This is a genomic window from Faecalibacterium sp. PGM34, from assembly GCF_054456555.1.
The window spans coordinates 2163147-2178943 of sequence record NZ_CM136898.1 but is presented as its reverse complement, the minus strand read 5'-3'; the positions used below and the strand labels follow the sequence as shown (position 1 = coordinate 2178943).

Sequence of the window (15797 nt, the reverse complement as noted above, 5' to 3'; positions counted from 1 at the left end):
TATGGGAGGAAATGACTATGCTGACTCCGCAGGATGTCCGCTCTGTACAATTTGAAAAAAACCTCCGCGGCTACCGTACAGAGGACGTGGACCGTTTTCTGGACAAGGTCGAGGAGCAGCTGCAGCAGAACGATGCGCAGGCAGAGCAGCTGCGCAAGCAGATCGCTGATCTGACCGCAGAGAACCAGAAGCTCAAGGGCGAGCTGCAAAGCTTTGAGGCTGACGGCGATATGCTCAAGAGCGCGCTGATCAACGCCCAGCGCATGGGCGAAAACGTGATCCGCGAAGCAAACCAGAAGGCCGAGGAGATTATCCACCGCGCAAACCTGCGGGGCGATGATATCATCCGCGACGCCAACGAGCTGCTGCAAAAGGCAAGCGACCGCGCAGACGAGATCGAGAACGAGGCCAACGAGAAGCGTCTGGCTGAGGAGCGGGAGTACGACCGCGTCCGTCTGGAGGTCACCCGCTTCAAGGCGGATGTGCTCAATTTGTACCGCAGCCACGTGGAGTCTTTGAGCCGTCTTCCGGAGTTCCAGAAGGAAACCAAGGACGCTGAAAAGGACGTCCCCACACAGGACGCAGAGCCTGCGCAGGAAGCTGCCGCAGAGCAGCCCGCCGCACAGCCCGAGACTGCCCCCGCAACCGATGCCGCAGCAGCCCCGGCCGAGCAGCCTGCCGCTAAGGCTGCAGAACCCACCGAAACCACCGAACCTGCCGCCCCTGCCGATGACGACAAGGCGGCTGACAGCAGCGAGGATTTCTGGGCAAAGGACGAAAGCCAGCTCAAGCTGGACCCGCCTCCTGCTGATATGAAGCCGGACGAGCCGGACTATGATGCTTTTCAGGGCGTCAAGTTCAGCGAGTAAGGCACCCAACGCAAAAATAGAGGAGAGTGTAAACCATTGGCTAAGAACAAATCGCAGTACGACAGTACGCTGAATCTGCCCAAGACCCTGTTTGAGATGCGCGCCGGTCTGCCCAAAAAGGAACCGGTCATGCTCAAGGATTGGGAAGACAACGACCTGTACAACCAGCTCATGAAGCACAACGAGGGCAAGCCCCAGTTCATTCTGCACGACGGCCCTCCGTATGCAAACGGCAACATCCACATGGGCACCGCCCTGAACAAGATCATCAAGGATATCATCATCCGCGAAAAGAACATGGAGGGCTATCAGGCTCCCTATGTGCCCGGCTTTGATACCCACGGCCTGCCCATTGAGTTGAAGGCTCTGTCCTCGGTCGGCGACAAGAAGAAGGACATCTCCAAGCTGGAGCTGCGCCAGATCTGTGAAAAGTTTGCCACCGAGCACATTGATATCATGAGCGACCAGTTCAAGCGTCTGGGCGTCATCGGTGACTTCGAGCACCCCTACCTGACCCTGAAGCCGGAGTTTGAGGCACGTCAGATCGAGATCTTCGGCGAGATGGCCAAGAAGGGCTACATCTACAAGGGCCTGAAGCCCGTGTACTGGTGCCCGGACTGCCGCACTGCACTGGCAGAAGCCGAGATCGAGTACGGCGAGGACGACTGCGATTCCATCTTTGTGCGTTTTCACGTCTCGCAGGATCCCAACGGTGTGCTGGCAAAGTACGGCATCCCCATGGATAAGACCTACTTCGTCATCTGGACCACCACCACCTGGACCCTGCCCGCCAACGAGGCAATCTGCCTGAACGGTCAGTTCGAGTACTCTTTCGTCAAGATCGGCGAGGAGTACCACATCATGGCTACCGATCTGGTCAAGAGCGTCATGGACGCCTGCCACATCGAGAACTACGAGATCGTGGGCGAGCCCGTTTCCGGTGCTGAGTTCGAGCTGATGCGCTACAACCACGTCTACCTGCCCAAGGAGGGCTGGGTCATTCTGGGTGACCACGTCACGCTGGAAAGCGGTTCCGGCTGCGTTCATACCGCAGGCGGCCACGGCGTGGACGACTTCAACGTCTGCCAGAAGTATCCGCAGGTGCCCATCACCGTGCCCGTGGATGACGGCGGTTACCTGACCGAGTTGGCCGGTAAGTACGCTGGGCAGCGCGTGTGGGCAGCCAACAAGACCATTCTGGCCGACCTGACTGCTTCCGGCGCTGTGATGGGTCAGGTGCACATCAAGCACCAGTACCCCCACTGCTGGCGCTGCCACAACCCCATCATCTTCCGCGCTACCGAGCAGTGGTTCTGCTCCATTGCCAAGTTCCGCGAGGACGTGTACAAGGCCATTGATACCGTCACCTGGATGCCGGATTGGGGTCATGACCGCATGACCGGCATGGTGCGTGACCGCAACGACTGGTGCATCAGCCGCCAGCGCACTTGGGGCGTGCCCATCCCCGCCTTCTACTGCAAGAAGTGCGGTACCTACCACATCACCGATGCTACCATCAAGGCTGTCAGCGCCCTGTTCCGTAAGGAAGGCTCTGACGCATGGTATAAGTACGATGCCAAGCAGATCATCCCCGCAGGCGAAGTGTGCGAAAAGTGCGGCGCTTCCGAGTGGGAGAAGGACTCCGACATCATGGATGTCTGGTTTGACTCCGGCTCTACCCACGCTGCCGTGCTGGACGAGCGTCCCGAGCTGCGTTTCCCCGCCGATATGTATATGGAAGGCGGCGACCAGTTCCGCGGCTGGTTCCAGTCCAGCCTGCTGACCAGCGTTGCAAGCAAGGGCTGCGCACCCTATAAGTCCGTGCTGTGCCACGGCTGGGTGGTGGACGAGCAGGGCAAGCAGATGCACAAGAGCGCCGGCAACGGCGTGGAGCCCAGCGAGATCATCAAGGACTACGGCGCTGATATCATCCGTCTGTGGGTGGCTTCTTCCGATTACACCGTGGACGTGCGTGCCGGTAAGAACATCTTTAAGCAGCTCAGCGAGGCTTACCGCAAGATCCGCAACACCGCCCGCTTCATTCTGGGCAATCTGGACGGCTTTGACCCCAACACCGATTGTGTGGCAGACGACCAGCTGCAGGATATCGACCGCTGGGCACTGGCTGCGCTGGATGACCTGATCGTCAACACCAACGCAGGCTACGCTGTGTACGACTTCAACAAGGTCTACCACGCCGTGTACAACTTCTGTGTGGTGGCCATGTCCAACTTCTATCTGGACGTCACCAAGGATCGCCTGTACTGCACCAATGGCGCAGCCCGCAAGGCAGCCCAGACCACCATGTACAAGATCCTTGTCGCTCTGGACAAGATCATTGCCCCCATCCTGTGCTTCACCAGCCAGGAGATCTGGGACTTCATGCCCAAGACCGAGGGTATGAACAAGTATGTGGTGTTCGAGCAGATGCCCAAGGCTGGCCAGTACGCCGCCGACGATGCCTTCAAGGCAAAGTGGGAACAGCTCATCGCCGTGCGCGACGAGGTCAAGAAGGTACTGGAGCAGGCCCGTGCTGAAAAGCTGATCGGTGCTTCTCTGGAAGCTTCCGTCATCCTGTACTGCAACGATGCCGTCTATGACCTGCTGAACAGCATCCCCATGGACGAGCTGGCCGACCTGATGATCGTCTCCCATGTGGAGCTGGTCAAGGGTGAGGGCGGCGCTGCCAGCGCTGTCGAGGGCTTGGGCGTTGCAGCTGCACACGCCACCGGCGACAAGTGCGAGCGCTGCTGGAAGTACTCTGCTTCCATCGGCAGCCACCCCGCACACCCCACCCTGTGCGCACGCTGCGCCAGCGTTGTGGAAGCATAAGCGTCCCGCATAAATACAAATCTGTTTTGTAAAAGGGCGGCGCTCCCTTGACCGGGGAGCGCCGTTTTTTATAACAGAAACGAGGTAGCCAATGGCATTTATTCTTTTTAATCTGGCGGCTGTGGCAGCTCTGGTTGGCATCGACCAGCTGATCAAGCTGTGGGCGGTGCAGGCGTTGCAGCCAGTAGGCGCTATGCCGTTCATTCCCCATGTAGTGGAGCTGCGGTTCGTGCTCAATCAGGGCATGGCTTTCAGCCTGCTCAGCGGCAAGCAGCTGTTCCTGATCATTGCCACAAGTGCAGCGCTGCTGGCGGTGGCCTACGGCCTGTTTTTCCGCAGCCGCGGCAAACGCTTGCAGCAGGCAGCGCTGGTGCTGGTGCTGGGCGGCGGCATCGGCAACCTGATCGACCGCGTGCTCAACGGTGAGGTAGTGGACTACATCAACCTGCTGTTCATGCGCTTTGCCGTGTTCAATTTTGCGGATATCTGCGTTTGCGTGGGCGTGGCACTGTGGGTGCTGGTGATCTTTCTGGACGAAGTCCACGCCGATGATGCCGCCAAGGAGCAGTAAACCATGGAACAGCGTGAATTTATCGTAGAGCAGGAGACTGCCGGCCAGCGCATCGACCGCTTTCTCAGCGGCGAGGACACCGGCCTGTCCCGCTCGGCGCTGCAGGCGCTGGTGGCCGAGGGGCATGTGCAGTGCAACGGCAAAACCGTTGCAAAAAGCCTGAAGCTCAAGGCAGGGGACACCGTGCTGCTGGAGATCCCGGACGCAAAGCCCATCGAGGCCGTGCCGCAGGATATCCCGCTGGACATCTTCTACGAGGACGCCCACCTGCTGGTGGTCAATAAACCCAAGGGCATGGTGGTACACCCTGCACCCGGTAACCCAGACGGCACGCTGGTCAATGCCCTGCTGTGGCACTGCAAGGGCAGTCTTTCCGGCATTGGCGGCGAGATCCGCCCCGGCATTGTCCACCGCATTGATAAGGATACCAGCGGCCTGCTTGTGGTGGCAAAGGACGACGCCACCCACATCGGGCTTTCCCAGCAGATGGCGGTGCACAGCGTAGAGCGCGCCTACCAGACGGTGGTCTACGGCGGCTTTGCGCAGGATGAGGGCTTTGTGGAAGCAAACCTTGGCCGCAGCAAGACCGACCGCAAAAAAATGGCAGTCTACCCGGCCACCGAGCCCCACACCAAGTATGCCTACACCGGCTATAAGGTGCTGGAGCGGCTGGGCGAGTTCACCCTGCTGGAGTGCCGCCTAAAGACCGGACGCACCCATCAGATCCGCGTGCACATGGCCTCTATCCACCATCCGGTGGCAGGGGATCCGGTGTACGGCCCCCACAACTGCATCACCAGCCTGCACGGCCAGTGCCTGCACGCCAAAACACTGGGCTTTATCCACCCCATCACCGGGGAGCAGCTGCGGTTCGATTCTGAGCTGCCGGACTACTTTACCCATTTTCTCGCAACTCTCAGGAGGAAAAACACATGAACGATTCTCTGGCATCCACTCTGGTGCTCTGTGATCTGGATAACCTGCTGCTGGGCGAGGATGGCAATCTGACCCAGGTGGTGCGGGATGTTTTGCAATTGTTCAGCAGCCGTGGCGGCAGACTTACCGTTTTTTCGCAGCGCTCTCCGCGCGCGGTGCGCTCCATTCTGGGCAGCGTGCGTCTGGCAGCGCCTGCGCTGGTGTGCGGCGGCACCATGGCCTACCACTATGCCGACGGCAACCGGGTGCCCCTGTGCAGTTTTGCCCAGCAGCAGGAACTTTTTGCCTGCCTGCCGGATACCCCCGGCGTTGGTGTTGCCGTGCAGATGCAGGACGGCACCACCCGGGTGCTGCGCATGAGCAATGCACTGGAACGCCATCTGCGGCAGGAGTGGACCCCCTATCTGCTGGCGAACGCCGCCGACATCCGCCCCGAGCAGGTGCTGCGGGTGCTGCTGTATCAGGACAGCAAGTCTGTGCCCCTGATCTCGCTGGCCGAAAAGGCCATCGGGGATCGTGTTGCCCTGCTGGGCGAGCGTATCGCCCCGGACACCCTTGTCCTCACCCCGAAGCGCATCTCCGGCCGGGAAATGCTGGACACCGTCTGCGCCATGGCACAGGTGGGTGCAGAGCAGGTCCTTGCGCTGGCAGGCGGTCAACCCATGCTGGAGCTGGTACAGGCTGTGGAGCACAGCGCAGTGGCAGCCGACGCCCCGGCAGAGCTGCGCCTTGCCGCCGAGCAGATCACCCTGACGGATGCCGCCGGTGGTGCTGCCGTGGAGGTTTTGTACCGCATGGTGCGTGCTGCTGAAAAATCCGTGTAAAATTTGTGCAAAGCCCTCTGCAATTTTCCCGCAGAGGGCTTTCTTTTTAACAAAGAATCAGGTAGAATGGGAGAAGAAGCCTATGCAAAACAAAAAGCGCCGCGAAGGGGTGTTCCTGCTGCTGTGCCTTGCCGCCGCAGGGGTCTGTGCAGGGCTGGCGTTCTGGTTTGCAGTGCCGCTGCAAGCGCAGACCCCGCAGACGCTGCCGGACACAAGGGAACTGGCAGCGTATACGCAGGTAGAGCTGAATACAGCCGATGCAGATGCCTTGTGCACCCTGCCCGGTGTTGGCCCCCGCAATGCACAGGCCATTCTGGACTACCGGGCGCAGCACGGCCCGTTTGCACAGGTGGAGGATGCCGCGCAGGTGCCGGGCATTACCCAGGCAATGGTGGATTCATGGGCAGGGCAGGCGTATGTCCGCTAAAAAGGGCGTAGCCCGCTTTCTGCCTTGGTCAAAGAGGAAATATGGAGATTTATTGTTATGAGTGACGAATCGATCTTTATCAACCGCGAACTGAGCTGGCTGGATTTCAACCGCCGCGTTCTGGCACTGGGCAAGGACAAGAACGTCCCGCTGGGCGAGCGGATCAAGTTTCTGGCAATTTACGGCTCCAATCTGGACGAGTTTTTCATGGTGCGCGTGGGCTCTTTGCAGGAGCGCGCAAACCTTGAGCAGAGCAAGACCAAAAAGGAAAAGCGGGAAAACAAGACCAACATGACCGCCGCTGAGCAGCTGTCCGCCATTATGCCCAAAACGGCGCAGCTGCAAGAGGAGTACGATAAATTCTACGCAAAGGCGCTGGAAAATCTGGCAGAGAATGGTTACCATAAGGTAGATTTCGATCACCTGACCAAGGAGGAGGAGCATCTCTGGAAAAAATACTTCCAGTCCGAGCTGTTCCCCATCCTCAGCCCGCAGATCGTGGATAACCGCCATCCGTTCCCGTTTTTGCGCAACAAAGAGATCTACCTTGGCGTGCTGCTCAAGGAAAAGCACACGCAGGAGCAGAGCCTTGGTATCGTGCCCATCTCCAGCCAGATGGAGCGGATGCACTTCATCAAAAAAGATGGTGCTGTGCAGTTTGCCCTCACCGAGGAATTGGTGCTGCACTATGCGTCCAGCATCTTCGGCAAGGATTCCATACAGGAAAAATGCCTGTTCCGGGTCACCCGCAACGCGGATATCGACGTAAAGGAGGGCATGATGGATCACGATATCGACTATCGTGAGATCATGACCGAGCTGCTCCGGCGCCGCCGCAAGCTGGCGGCTGTCCGTCTGCAGATCACCCCCGCCCCGGCACCGGAGGTGGAGCGGCTGCTGTGCAGCCGTCTGGAGCTGACCCGCAAGCGGGTATTTCTGCAAAAGAGCCCGCTGGATCTCAGCTTCTTCTTCAAGCTTTCCGGCCGCATGGAGACCGAGGGTCACCCGGCGCTCTTCTACACCCCTGCACGCCCCATGCTGCCGCCGCCGGATTATGATCTGGCCACCGAGGTACAGAAGCATGATGTGCTGCTCAGCTACCCGTACCAGTCCATTCGTCCCTTTATCACCATGCTCAAAAAGGCCGCACAGGACCCGGACGTCATCTCCATCAAGATGACCCTCTACCGCATGGCGCGGGAGTCCCAGATCGTGCAGGCACTGATGGAAGCCGCCGAAAACGGCAAGGAAGTGGTGGCGCTGGTGGAATTGCGCGCCCGCTTTGACGAGCAGAACAACATCGACTGGTCCAAGCAGCTGGAAAGCGCAGGCTGCACCGTCATCTACGGCTTTGAGGACTATAAGGTGCACTCCAAGCTGACCCTCATCACCCGCAAGGGCGCAGAGGGCTACTCCTACATCACCCAGATCGGCACCGGCAACTACAACGAAAAAACCAGCGAGCTGTATACCGATTATTCCTTCATCACCGCAGACGAGCGCATCGGCGAGGAAGCCTCCAAGGTGTTCCGCAATCTGGCTGTGCAGCAGCTCACCGAGGAAAGCGACAAGATGCTGGTTGCCCCGCTGCGCTTCAAGAGCGTGCTGCTGGACGAGATGGATCACGTTATCGCTGCCGCCCGCATGGGTCGCCCGGCTTCCATGATCCTGAAAAACAACTCCATCAGCGACCGGGACATCATCCTGAAATTGCAGGAAGCCAGCTGCGCCGGGGTGCGCATTGATATGATCGTACGCGGTATCTGCTGCGTGCGCGCAGAGGTGCCCGGTAAGACCGAGAATCTGCACATCCGCAGTCTGGTGGGACGGTATCTGGAGCATGGCCGCATTTACAGCTTCTTCGATGGCACCCACACCCGTATCTACATTGCCTCCGGCGACTTCCTCACCCGCAATACCGAGTGCCGCGTGGAGGTGGGCGTCCGGGTGGAGGACCCTGTTCTGGTGCAAAAACTCACCGATATCCTTCAGTTGCAGCTGCGGGATAACGTCAACGCCCGGGTCATGGAAGCTAACGGTAACTACCAGAAGGTGAAGCCCGCCGAGGGTGAACCGCCGGTCAACAGCCAGATGGGTATGTACGAGCTGCTGCGCAACGATTGGCAGCGCTCCGAACCGTGGAAGTGCACCACCGCCGCCCCGGAAACGGAAAAACCGGCGGCAGTCTGTCAGGAAGTTACCGTGGAACAGCTCAAACAGGAGCTGCCCCATGTGTTCCAGCCTGCACCGGAAAAGGCCGAGAAGGCCGCCCCGGCGGCACAGCAGCCTGACCACTACGAGGCGCTGGAGCAGATGCTGAACAATAAGCCCCGCGCTGCGCAGCCCGCACCCAAAGCTCCAGCTGCACCCCGCCCGGCTGTAAAGCCTGTTGTCATCGCACCCAAGAAAAAGAGCCTGCTGGAACGCATCGGAAGCTTTTTCCGGCGCTGATCGGTAAAATCATGTAAACCAAAGCCAGAGCCGCTGCACAAAAATTTGTGCGGCGGCTCTGTTTTTTTGTTTGTGTTCTCCCGACCGCCGCTTGTGCATACACTTTTCGGGATAGGAGGGCAGTGTTATGCGGGCAAAACGGAGCGGACAGGCAGCAAAACTATGCAGACGGCGGTGGGGCATCATGGCACTTGTGCTGGCGGGGCTGGCACTCTGTCTGCTGGCAGCTTTGCCGGTACAGGCCGCGTGGAACACGAAAAAATACTGCTTTCCGTTGGATACTGCGGCGTGGCGCATCTCGGATGCCTACGGCAAGCGGACAGACCCCTTTACCGGCAAGCCTGCGTTCCATCAGGGGCTTGACCTCGCCTGCGCAGCAGGTACGGCAGTGCGGGCGGTGCAGGAGGGCGTAGTGACTGCGGCGGCATACAGCCCAAGCTACGGCAACCATCTGCGCATCCTGCACCCGGACGGCTGCGAGACCCGCTATGCGCACCTGCAATACCTCTACGTCCGCCCGGGAGAGGTAGTACAGACCGGGCAGACGCTGGGTACGGTAGGGCAGACAGGCCGCGCCACCGGTGCGCACCTGCATCTGGAACTGTGGCGGCAGGGCACTGCCTGCGACCCAGCCGCCCTGCTGGAGAATGCCCCGTGAACCGGCTGCGGGTTGGGAAACTTGTATTCCGTGACCCGGTGCTGCTGTGCGGCGTGGTGTACCTGCTGCTCTACTTTGATGCCAGCGGCTTTCTGCGGCTGGGGCTGCTGGCGGCTGTTTTGCACGAGCTGGGGCATATTCTCGTTTACTCCATCCAGCAAAGGCGTCTGCCGGTCATCGAGGTGACCATGACTGGCTTTTGTATGCGCACGGCAGGGGAGAGGCTCTCCCCGCGCCAGCGCCTCGTGCTGGCTGCCGCCGGTCCTGCGGTCAATTTTGCCCTTGCCGGGGTATGGGCGGTGCGCCTTGCGCAAGCTGCCACCATCCGCGGCAGCGCGTTCTGGGCAGCGAATCTGCTGACGGGGCTGTTCAATCTGCTGCCGGTGCCGCCGCTGGATGGTGCACAGATGGCAGCGTGTATTCGGATGATCTGGCGGCAAAAATACGGAAAGTGCACACAAACCGCCGGAAACGATTGCAAAACCGGCACATTTGGGGTAAAATAAAAAGAACGCAAAAAACGGATTGTTTATGGAGGACCCGATGTTTGATCCCAAACTGAAAGAAGCACTGGGACGGGTGCAGAAGCCCGGCCGCTATACCGGCGGCGAGCCCGGCAGTATCTATAAAGAAAAGGACAAGGTGGATGTGCGCTTTGCCTTCTGCTTCCCGGATACCTACGAGGTGGGCATGTCCTTTCTGGGCGAAAAGATCCTGTACGAGCTGCTCAACAGCCACGAGAACTGGTGGTGCGAGCGCGCCTTTATGCCGTGGCTGGATATGAAGGCAGAGATGGAGCGCCTGCAGCTGCCGCTGTACACCATGGAGAGCAAAGACCCCCTTACGGCCTTTGACGCTGTGGGCTTTACCCTGCAGTACGAGCTTTCCTATACCAATATCCTTGCCATGCTGGACTTGGCAGGCATCCCGTTCTACTCCAAAGACCGTGACGACCGCTGGCCGCTGATCGTAGCGGGCGGCCCCTGCGCCTGCAACGCGGAGCCCATCGCGGATTTCTTTGATGTCATCCAGCTGGGCGAGGGCGAAAACCAGCTGCCCTCCATCTGCGCCGAGATCGAAAAGGCCAAAAAAGAGGGCATCTCCAAAAAGCAGCTGCTGCTCAACATTGCCAAGATCCCGGGCGTGTACATCCCGGCCTTCTACGATGTCACCTACCACGAGGACGGCAGAGTGAAGGCCATCACCCCCAACGAGCCGGGCATCCCCGCGCGCATCACGAAGGCCATCATCAAGGATCTGAACCAGTTCGCCCCGCCTACAAACTTTGTGGTGCCCATGGTGGGTGCCATTCAGGACCGCGCCAGCATCGAGGTGCTGCGCGGCTGCGTGCGCGGCTGCCGGTTCTGTCAGGCGGGCTTTTTGTACCGCCCCATGCGCCAGCGCGATGCCAGTCTGCTGAACAAGGCCGCGCAGGATCTGTGCGCCAACACCGGCTACGAGGAACTGAGCCTTTCCAGCCTTTCCACCTCCGACCACGGTCAGCTGGAAGAGCTGCTGGACGATCTGAATGAGTGGGCACCCAAGGAGCACGTCAGCCTGTCGCTGCCCTCCCTGCGCGTAGACAACTTCTCCCAGAGCCTCATTGAAAAAACCACTAAGGTGCGCAAGAGCGGACTGACCTTTGCCGCCGAAGCCGGTACCCAGCGCCTGCGCAACGTTATCAACAAAAACGTCACCTGGGACGAGATCGAAAAGACCTGCACCATCGCCTTCAACGCAGGCTACACCTCGGTCAAGCTCTACTTCATGATGGGTCTGCCCACCGAGACCATGGAGGATATCGAGGGCATTGCCGAGACCGCCCAGAAGGTGGTAGACCTCTACTACAAGAACACGAATCACGCCAAGGGACGCGGCGTGCAGGTGACCATCAGCTGCGCCTGCTTTGTGCCTAAGCCCCACACCCCCTTCCAGTTCGTGCCAATGGATACTGCCGAGACCCTGCAGGCCAAGCAGAAGCACCTGCTGGAAAGCGTGCACAGCCGCAAGATCAAGGTGAACTACCACGACAGCACCACCAGCTTCCTGGAGGGTGTGTTCGCCAAGGGCGACCGCCGCCTTGCACCGGTCATCGTGGAGGCGTATAAGCGCGGCTGCTACTTCGACGGCTGGGAAGAGTGCTTCAAGTACGATACATGGATGCAGACCTTTGCAGATATGGGCATCGACCCCGCCTTCTACTGCCAGCGTCCCATCGCGCTGGACGAGGTGACCCCGTGGTCTCACATGGACTACGGCATCACCCACGAGTATCTGGTGCGGGAGTACAACAAGGCTCTGGCCGCCCAGACCACCCCGCCCTGCAACCGTGCCTGCAATGCCTGCGGTGCCAACCATCTGTTAGGAGGTCCCTGCTTTGATTACAGTCAGAATCTCGTTTGAAAAGAAAAATGAAGCCTCCTATATCTCCCTGCTGGATCTGCAGCGGGTGATGCAGCGGGTGCTCAAGCGCAGCGGTCTGCCGGTGTGGCATACGCTGGGCTTCAATCCCCATATCTACATGACCTTTGCCTGCCCGCTCTCGCTGGGGCAGGAGAGCGAGTGCGAGTGCGTGGACGTCAAGACCGAGGCCGAAGCCCCGGATTTTGCCCAGTGGCAGACCGCCCTCAACGCCATTATGCCCGCCGGTATCCGCGTTACCCGGGTGGCTCCGGTGGAGATGAAGGCGGACAGCATCGCCTTTGCCTGCTACCGCATCAGCTACCCGGCGGCTGCCGCTGCGGTGCTGGAGCAGTACAATGCACTGGAGACAGCCCCTGTGGAAAAGCATAGCAAGCGCGGCAAAAAGATCGTGGACCTCAAAGAGCATATCCCGCAGCTGCGCTATACCGCACTGGGGGACACCGTGCAGATAGAACTGTGCCTGCCCGCCTCTCAGGAGCTGAACCTGAACCCCTCGCTGCTCACCGGCTTTCTGGAAGAAAAGTTCGGTCTGCCCGCCGCCAGTGCCAACATTCTGCGCACCGAATTTTTAACGGCAGACCGTCAGCTGTTTGCTTAAAGCGGCGCAAAAGTCTGTCTATCAGGCAAAACAGAAAATTTTTGCAAGATTTTTCGCTAAATTGCTTGCATTCAAGCCGGTTTTGTGCTATCCTATTAGGGCGTTAGTGTCCGCTGAGACCACAGCGGGGTTAATGACAAGTATTTATCATTAAACGGGCGGTCCTCTGACGGCTATGCCGTGCATGAACGTCTAAAAACAAATGGAGGATTCAAAAATGGACGCACTGAAGATTATTTCTGAAGGCAGCATCAAGGCTGAAAAGCCTCAGTTCAACGTTGGCGATACCGTCCGCGTTGATGTTCGTATCAAGGATGGCGACCGTGAGCGCATTCAGGCCTTCGAGGGCACTGTTATCGCTAAGAAGCACGGTGGCGTTGCAGAGACCTTCACCGTTCGCCGCGTGGCTTACGGTGTCGGCATCGAGCGTGTCTTCCCCATCAACAGCCCCTTCGTTGAGAAGGTCACTGTTGTCCGCAAGGGCAAGGTCCGCCGCGCAAAGCTGTTCTATCTGCGTGGCCGTACGGGCAAGGCTGCCAAGGTCAAGAACGATATTTGATCATCCCCGATTTGAAACCGGGAGAAAAGGGACAACTTGTTGTCCCTTTTTTCTTTTTCAAAGCCCGGGTGTGTGTATAAAATCAGGAAAGGCTGGTGGCTAAGCTATGGAAAAACAGCAGCAGTCTGCCCCCGCTGTGCGCGGGCAGGGCATACTGGAATGGTACGAGGCGCTCATCTCCGCAGCGCTGGTACTGGTGCTGATCTTTTCGTTTTTCTTCCGCATCATTCAGGTGGATGGGCGCTCTATGGTGCCTACCCTGACCCACGGCGATAAGCTCATCGTCTGGGCGGCGGGCTACACCCCCCAGCGGGGCGATGTGGTCATTGTGGATAGCTACACCGTTTATGGCAAGCCGCTGGTTAAGCGGATCATCGCCAAGGGCGGCGACACCATCAGCATCGACTACGACGCCGGTACAGTCACGGTGAACGGCGAGCTTTTGCAGGAGGACTACATTGCAGCGCCTACCTATCTGGGCTACGATGTGCAGTTCCCGTTCACGGTGCCGGAGGGCACCCTGTTTGTGATGGGGGACAACCGCAACGAATCGCTGGACAGCCGCTCCTCCTATGTCGGCTGCATTGATGAGCGTGATATTCTGGGCAAGGTGCTGCTGTGCTTTATGCCCTTTACAGATTTTGGGGTGGTAAAATGAACGAAATGGATACCCGCTTTGCAAACCAGTACAATATTCAGTGGTTCCCGGGCCACATGACCAAGACCCTGCGCATGATGGAGCAGGAGATCCAGCACGTTGATGCCAGCCTTGTGCTGCTGGATGCGCGCATCCCGCTTTCCAGCCTGAACCCGGAGATCGAGCGCATCACCGACCGCAAGCCCAAGCTCTATGCGCTGAACAAGGCTGACCTTGCCGACCCGGCTGTGACTGAGGAGTGGATCCGCTACTTCCACGCCGCAGATGCGGGCTGCGTGGCCATCAGCGCCAAGCAGAAGGGCGGCGCAAACGCCGTGAAGGTGGCTATTGAAAAGGAGCTTTCCGGCCTGCTGGAGCGCCGCCAGAACCGCGGCATGGGCGGCGCCAAAACGCAGGTGATGCTGTGCGGCATCCCCAACGTGGGCAAATCTACCTTTATCAACACCTTTGCCGGCTCTGCCCGCGCCAAGGCGGCAGACCGCCCCGGCGTGACCAAGGGCAAGCAGTGGGTCAGCACCGAAAAGTTCGATTTGCTGGATATGCCCGGCGTGCTGTGGAAAAAGTTCGATTCCAAGACCATCGCCTCCAATCTGGCCTTCATCGGCTCCATCAAGGACGATATTCTGGATGTGGAGGAACTGGCCATGAACCTGCTGGATGAGGTGCGCCGCAACTATCCCGACCTTGTGGCACAGCGCTACAAGCTGGATGCCGAAACGCTGGCGCTGCCGCCCTATGAGCTGATGGAAGCCATCGGCCGCAAGCGCGGCCTGCTGGTGCGCGGCGGCGAGGTGAACACTGAGCGCTGCGCCATCATGCTGGTGGACGAGTTCCGCGCCTGCAAGTGGGGACGCATCTCCTTGGAGCGCCCGCCGCAGCGGGATGATCTGGCAGACTTTGCCGAGGAGGACGAGGAATGAAGCGCCGCTCGGATGAGGAGATCTCCGCTCCGCTGTACGCCTTTGACGCCGAGGTGCGCAGTCAGTACGGCTGCTTTGCCGGTGTGGACGAGGCCGGGCGCGGCCCGCTTCGCGGCCCTGTGTGCGTGGCGGCCTGCATTCTGGACCCGGAAAACCCGGTGTACGGCATCAACGATTCCAAAAAGCTGACCGAGAAAAAGCGCGAAGCACTGTTTGACGAGATCTGCGAAAAAGCGCTGGCCTACCGCATCATCTTTGTGGGACCGGAGGTCATCGACCGGGAAAACATCCTGAACGCTACCATGGGCGGGATGCAGCAGGCGGTGGAAGAGCTGGACATCGTGCCCAATCTGGTGCTGGTGGACGGCAACCGCACCCCCGCAGGCTTGCAGATCCCGGCACAGCCGGTGGTCAAGGGCGATGCCACCAGTGCCAGTATCGGCGCAGCCTCGGTGCTGGCCAAGGTCAGCCGTGACCGCTATATGTTGGAGCTGGACAAGCAGCACCCGCAGTATCAGCTGGCAAAGCACAAGGGCTACCCCACAAAGCTGCATTACGAGCTGATCGCGCAGTATGGCATCCAGCCGTTCTACCGCCGCAGCTTCCTTAAAAAGCAGGGCTACTGGCCGGAGAGCGGCAAGTGAACCGCGCCGAGACCGGCCGCAGGGGAGAAGCTGCCGCTGCCCGCTGGTATCAGAAGCAGGGCGCGCAGCTGCTGGCGCATAACTATCATACCCGCATGGGAGAACTGGATCTTGTGCTGCGGGAGCCGGACGGCACCATCGTCATCTGCGAGGTAAAGACCCGCAGCCAAGGGATGCTGCAGCGCCCCGCTGCCGCCGTAGACCCGGCCAAGCAGCACCGGCTGATTTGCGCTGCACAAGGGTATTTGCAGCAGACCGGCCAAAGCGAAGAACCGGTGCGTTTTGACGTTGCAGAGGTAGTTCCTCTTGACAGCGGACGCTGGATGGTACATATTATAAAGGGTGCCTTTCTCTGCGAACCTTAGGCAGAAACCATGGCACCGGTGGGAAGTATGCGGCAAAACAAGGGTTTTGCCGTAAAACCGG

The 15797-nt window shown here is 59.4% G+C and carries 16 protein-coding genes; all 16 read left to right on the top strand.

The window, feature by feature from the left end:
* Window positions 1–17: 17 nt before the first annotated feature.
* A complete protein-coding gene (locus tag ACXPUX_RS10420; RefSeq protein WP_458828241.1) occupies window positions 18–869 on the top strand; it encodes a DivIVA domain-containing protein in 852 nt (283 codons plus the stop codon).
* A 36-nt stretch (window positions 870–905) separates the two neighbouring features.
* The gene (gene ileS / locus ACXPUX_RS10415; RefSeq protein WP_458828240.1) at window positions 906–3701 is read left to right on the top strand and encodes an isoleucine--tRNA ligase; all 2796 of its coding nucleotides are present in this window, start codon (window positions 906–908) and stop codon (window positions 3699–3701) included.
* A 91-nt stretch (window positions 3702–3792) separates the two neighbouring features.
* Entirely contained in the window at window positions 3793–4272 is a 480-nt protein-coding gene (gene lspA / locus ACXPUX_RS10410) for a signal peptidase II (RefSeq protein ID WP_458828239.1), read from the top strand.
* A 3-nt stretch (window positions 4273–4275) separates the two neighbouring features.
* Complete coding sequence (locus ACXPUX_RS10405; RefSeq protein ID WP_458828238.1) at window positions 4276–5208, top strand: RluA family pseudouridine synthase; 933 nt, start codon at window positions 4276–4278, stop codon at window positions 5206–5208.
* On the top strand, window positions 5205–6032 hold the full coding sequence (locus tag ACXPUX_RS10400) for an HAD hydrolase family protein (RefSeq protein ID WP_458828237.1): 828 nt from the start codon (window positions 5205–5207) through the stop codon (window positions 6030–6032). Before ACXPUX_RS10405 ends, ACXPUX_RS10400 begins: the two co-directional genes overlap by 4 nt.
* Before the next feature lie 82 nt (window positions 6033–6114).
* Entirely contained in the window at window positions 6115–6459 is a 345-nt protein-coding gene (locus ACXPUX_RS10395) for a ComEA family DNA-binding protein (RefSeq protein WP_458828236.1), read from the top strand.
* A 57-nt stretch (window positions 6460–6516) separates the two neighbouring features.
* Entirely contained in the window at window positions 6517–8910 is a 2394-nt protein-coding gene (gene ppk1, locus ACXPUX_RS10390; RefSeq protein ID WP_458828235.1) for a polyphosphate kinase 1, read from the top strand.
* A 127-nt stretch (window positions 8911–9037) separates the two neighbouring features.
* Window positions 9038–9568, top strand: coding sequence for a M23 family metallopeptidase (locus ACXPUX_RS10385; protein ID WP_458828234.1), 531 nt, complete (start codon window positions 9038–9040; stop codon window positions 9566–9568).
* Window positions 9565–10074: a metalloprotease gene (locus ACXPUX_RS10380; protein WP_458828233.1), complete on the top strand. Its 510-nt coding sequence runs from the start codon at window positions 9565–9567 to the stop codon at window positions 10072–10074. The genes ACXPUX_RS10385 and ACXPUX_RS10380 overlap by 4 nt, the downstream gene beginning before the upstream one ends.
* Before the next feature lie 37 nt (window positions 10075–10111).
* Window positions 10112–11971 carry a TIGR03960 family B12-binding radical SAM protein gene (locus ACXPUX_RS10375; RefSeq protein WP_458828232.1) on the top strand — a complete coding sequence of 620 codons (1860 nt, stop codon included), beginning with the start codon at window positions 10112–10114 and terminating at the stop codon, window positions 11969–11971.
* Window positions 11946–12590, top strand: a complete 645-nt coding sequence (locus ACXPUX_RS10370; RefSeq protein ID WP_458828231.1) for a TIGR03936 family radical SAM-associated protein — start codon at window positions 11946–11948, stop codon at window positions 12588–12590. Before ACXPUX_RS10375 ends, ACXPUX_RS10370 begins: the two co-directional genes overlap by 26 nt.
* A 217-nt stretch (window positions 12591–12807) precedes the next feature.
* The gene (gene rplS / locus ACXPUX_RS10365; protein ID WP_458828230.1) at window positions 12808–13149 is read left to right on the top strand and encodes a 50S ribosomal protein L19; all 342 of its coding nucleotides are present in this window, start codon (window positions 12808–12810) and stop codon (window positions 13147–13149) included.
* 106 nt (window positions 13150–13255) lie between these two features.
* Window positions 13256–13807, top strand: a complete 552-nt coding sequence (lepB, locus tag ACXPUX_RS10360) for a signal peptidase I (protein WP_055184269.1) — start codon at window positions 13256–13258, stop codon at window positions 13805–13807.
* Window positions 13804–14727 (top strand): ribosome biogenesis GTPase YlqF, encoded by a 924-nt coding sequence (gene ylqF, locus ACXPUX_RS10355; RefSeq protein ID WP_458828229.1) that lies wholly within the window; start codon window positions 13804–13806, stop codon window positions 14725–14727. The genes lepB and ylqF overlap by 4 nt, the downstream gene beginning before the upstream one ends.
* Window positions 14724–15371 carry a ribonuclease HII gene (locus ACXPUX_RS10350; RefSeq protein WP_458828228.1) on the top strand — a complete coding sequence of 216 codons (648 nt, stop codon included), beginning with the start codon at window positions 14724–14726 and terminating at the stop codon, window positions 15369–15371. The genes ylqF and ACXPUX_RS10350 overlap by 4 nt, the downstream gene beginning before the upstream one ends.
* On the top strand, window positions 15368–15736 hold the full coding sequence (locus ACXPUX_RS10345; protein ID WP_117929290.1) for a YraN family protein: 369 nt from the start codon (window positions 15368–15370) through the stop codon (window positions 15734–15736). Before ACXPUX_RS10350 ends, ACXPUX_RS10345 begins: the two co-directional genes overlap by 4 nt.
* Window positions 15737–15797 lie beyond the last annotated feature (61 nt).

Bases quoted from the DNA above. Each gene is read 5' to 3' on its own strand.
- ACXPUX_RS10420 (WP_458828241.1), top strand. From the start codon at position 18: ATGCTGACTCCGCAGGATGTCCGCTCTGTACAATTTGAAAAAAACCTC.
- ylqF (WP_458828229.1), top strand. From the start codon at position 13,804: ATGAACGAAATGGATACCCGCTTTGCAAACCAGTACAATATTCAGTGG.
- ACXPUX_RS10405 (WP_458828238.1), top strand. From the start codon at position 4,276: ATGGAACAGCGTGAATTTATCGTAGAGCAGGAGACTGCCGGCCAGCGC.
- ACXPUX_RS10350 (WP_458828228.1), top strand. From the start codon at position 14,724: ATGAAGCGCCGCTCGGATGAGGAGATCTCCGCTCCGCTGTACGCCTTT.
- rplS (WP_458828230.1), top strand. From the start codon at position 12,808: ATGGACGCACTGAAGATTATTTCTGAAGGCAGCATCAAGGCTGAAAAG.
- ACXPUX_RS10375 (WP_458828232.1), top strand. From the start codon at position 10,112: ATGTTTGATCCCAAACTGAAAGAAGCACTGGGACGGGTGCAGAAGCCC.
- ppk1 (WP_458828235.1), top strand. From the start codon at position 6,517: ATGAGTGACGAATCGATCTTTATCAACCGCGAACTGAGCTGGCTGGAT.
- ACXPUX_RS10395 (WP_458828236.1), top strand. From the start codon at position 6,115: ATGCAAAACAAAAAGCGCCGCGAAGGGGTGTTCCTGCTGCTGTGCCTT.
- lepB (WP_055184269.1), top strand. From the start codon at position 13,256: ATGGAAAAACAGCAGCAGTCTGCCCCCGCTGTGCGCGGGCAGGGCATA.
- lspA (WP_458828239.1), top strand. From the start codon at position 3,793: ATGGCATTTATTCTTTTTAATCTGGCGGCTGTGGCAGCTCTGGTTGGC.
- ACXPUX_RS10400 (WP_458828237.1), top strand. From the start codon at position 5,205: ATGAACGATTCTCTGGCATCCACTCTGGTGCTCTGTGATCTGGATAAC.
- ACXPUX_RS10385 (WP_458828234.1), top strand. From the start codon at position 9,038: ATGCGGGCAAAACGGAGCGGACAGGCAGCAAAACTATGCAGACGGCGG.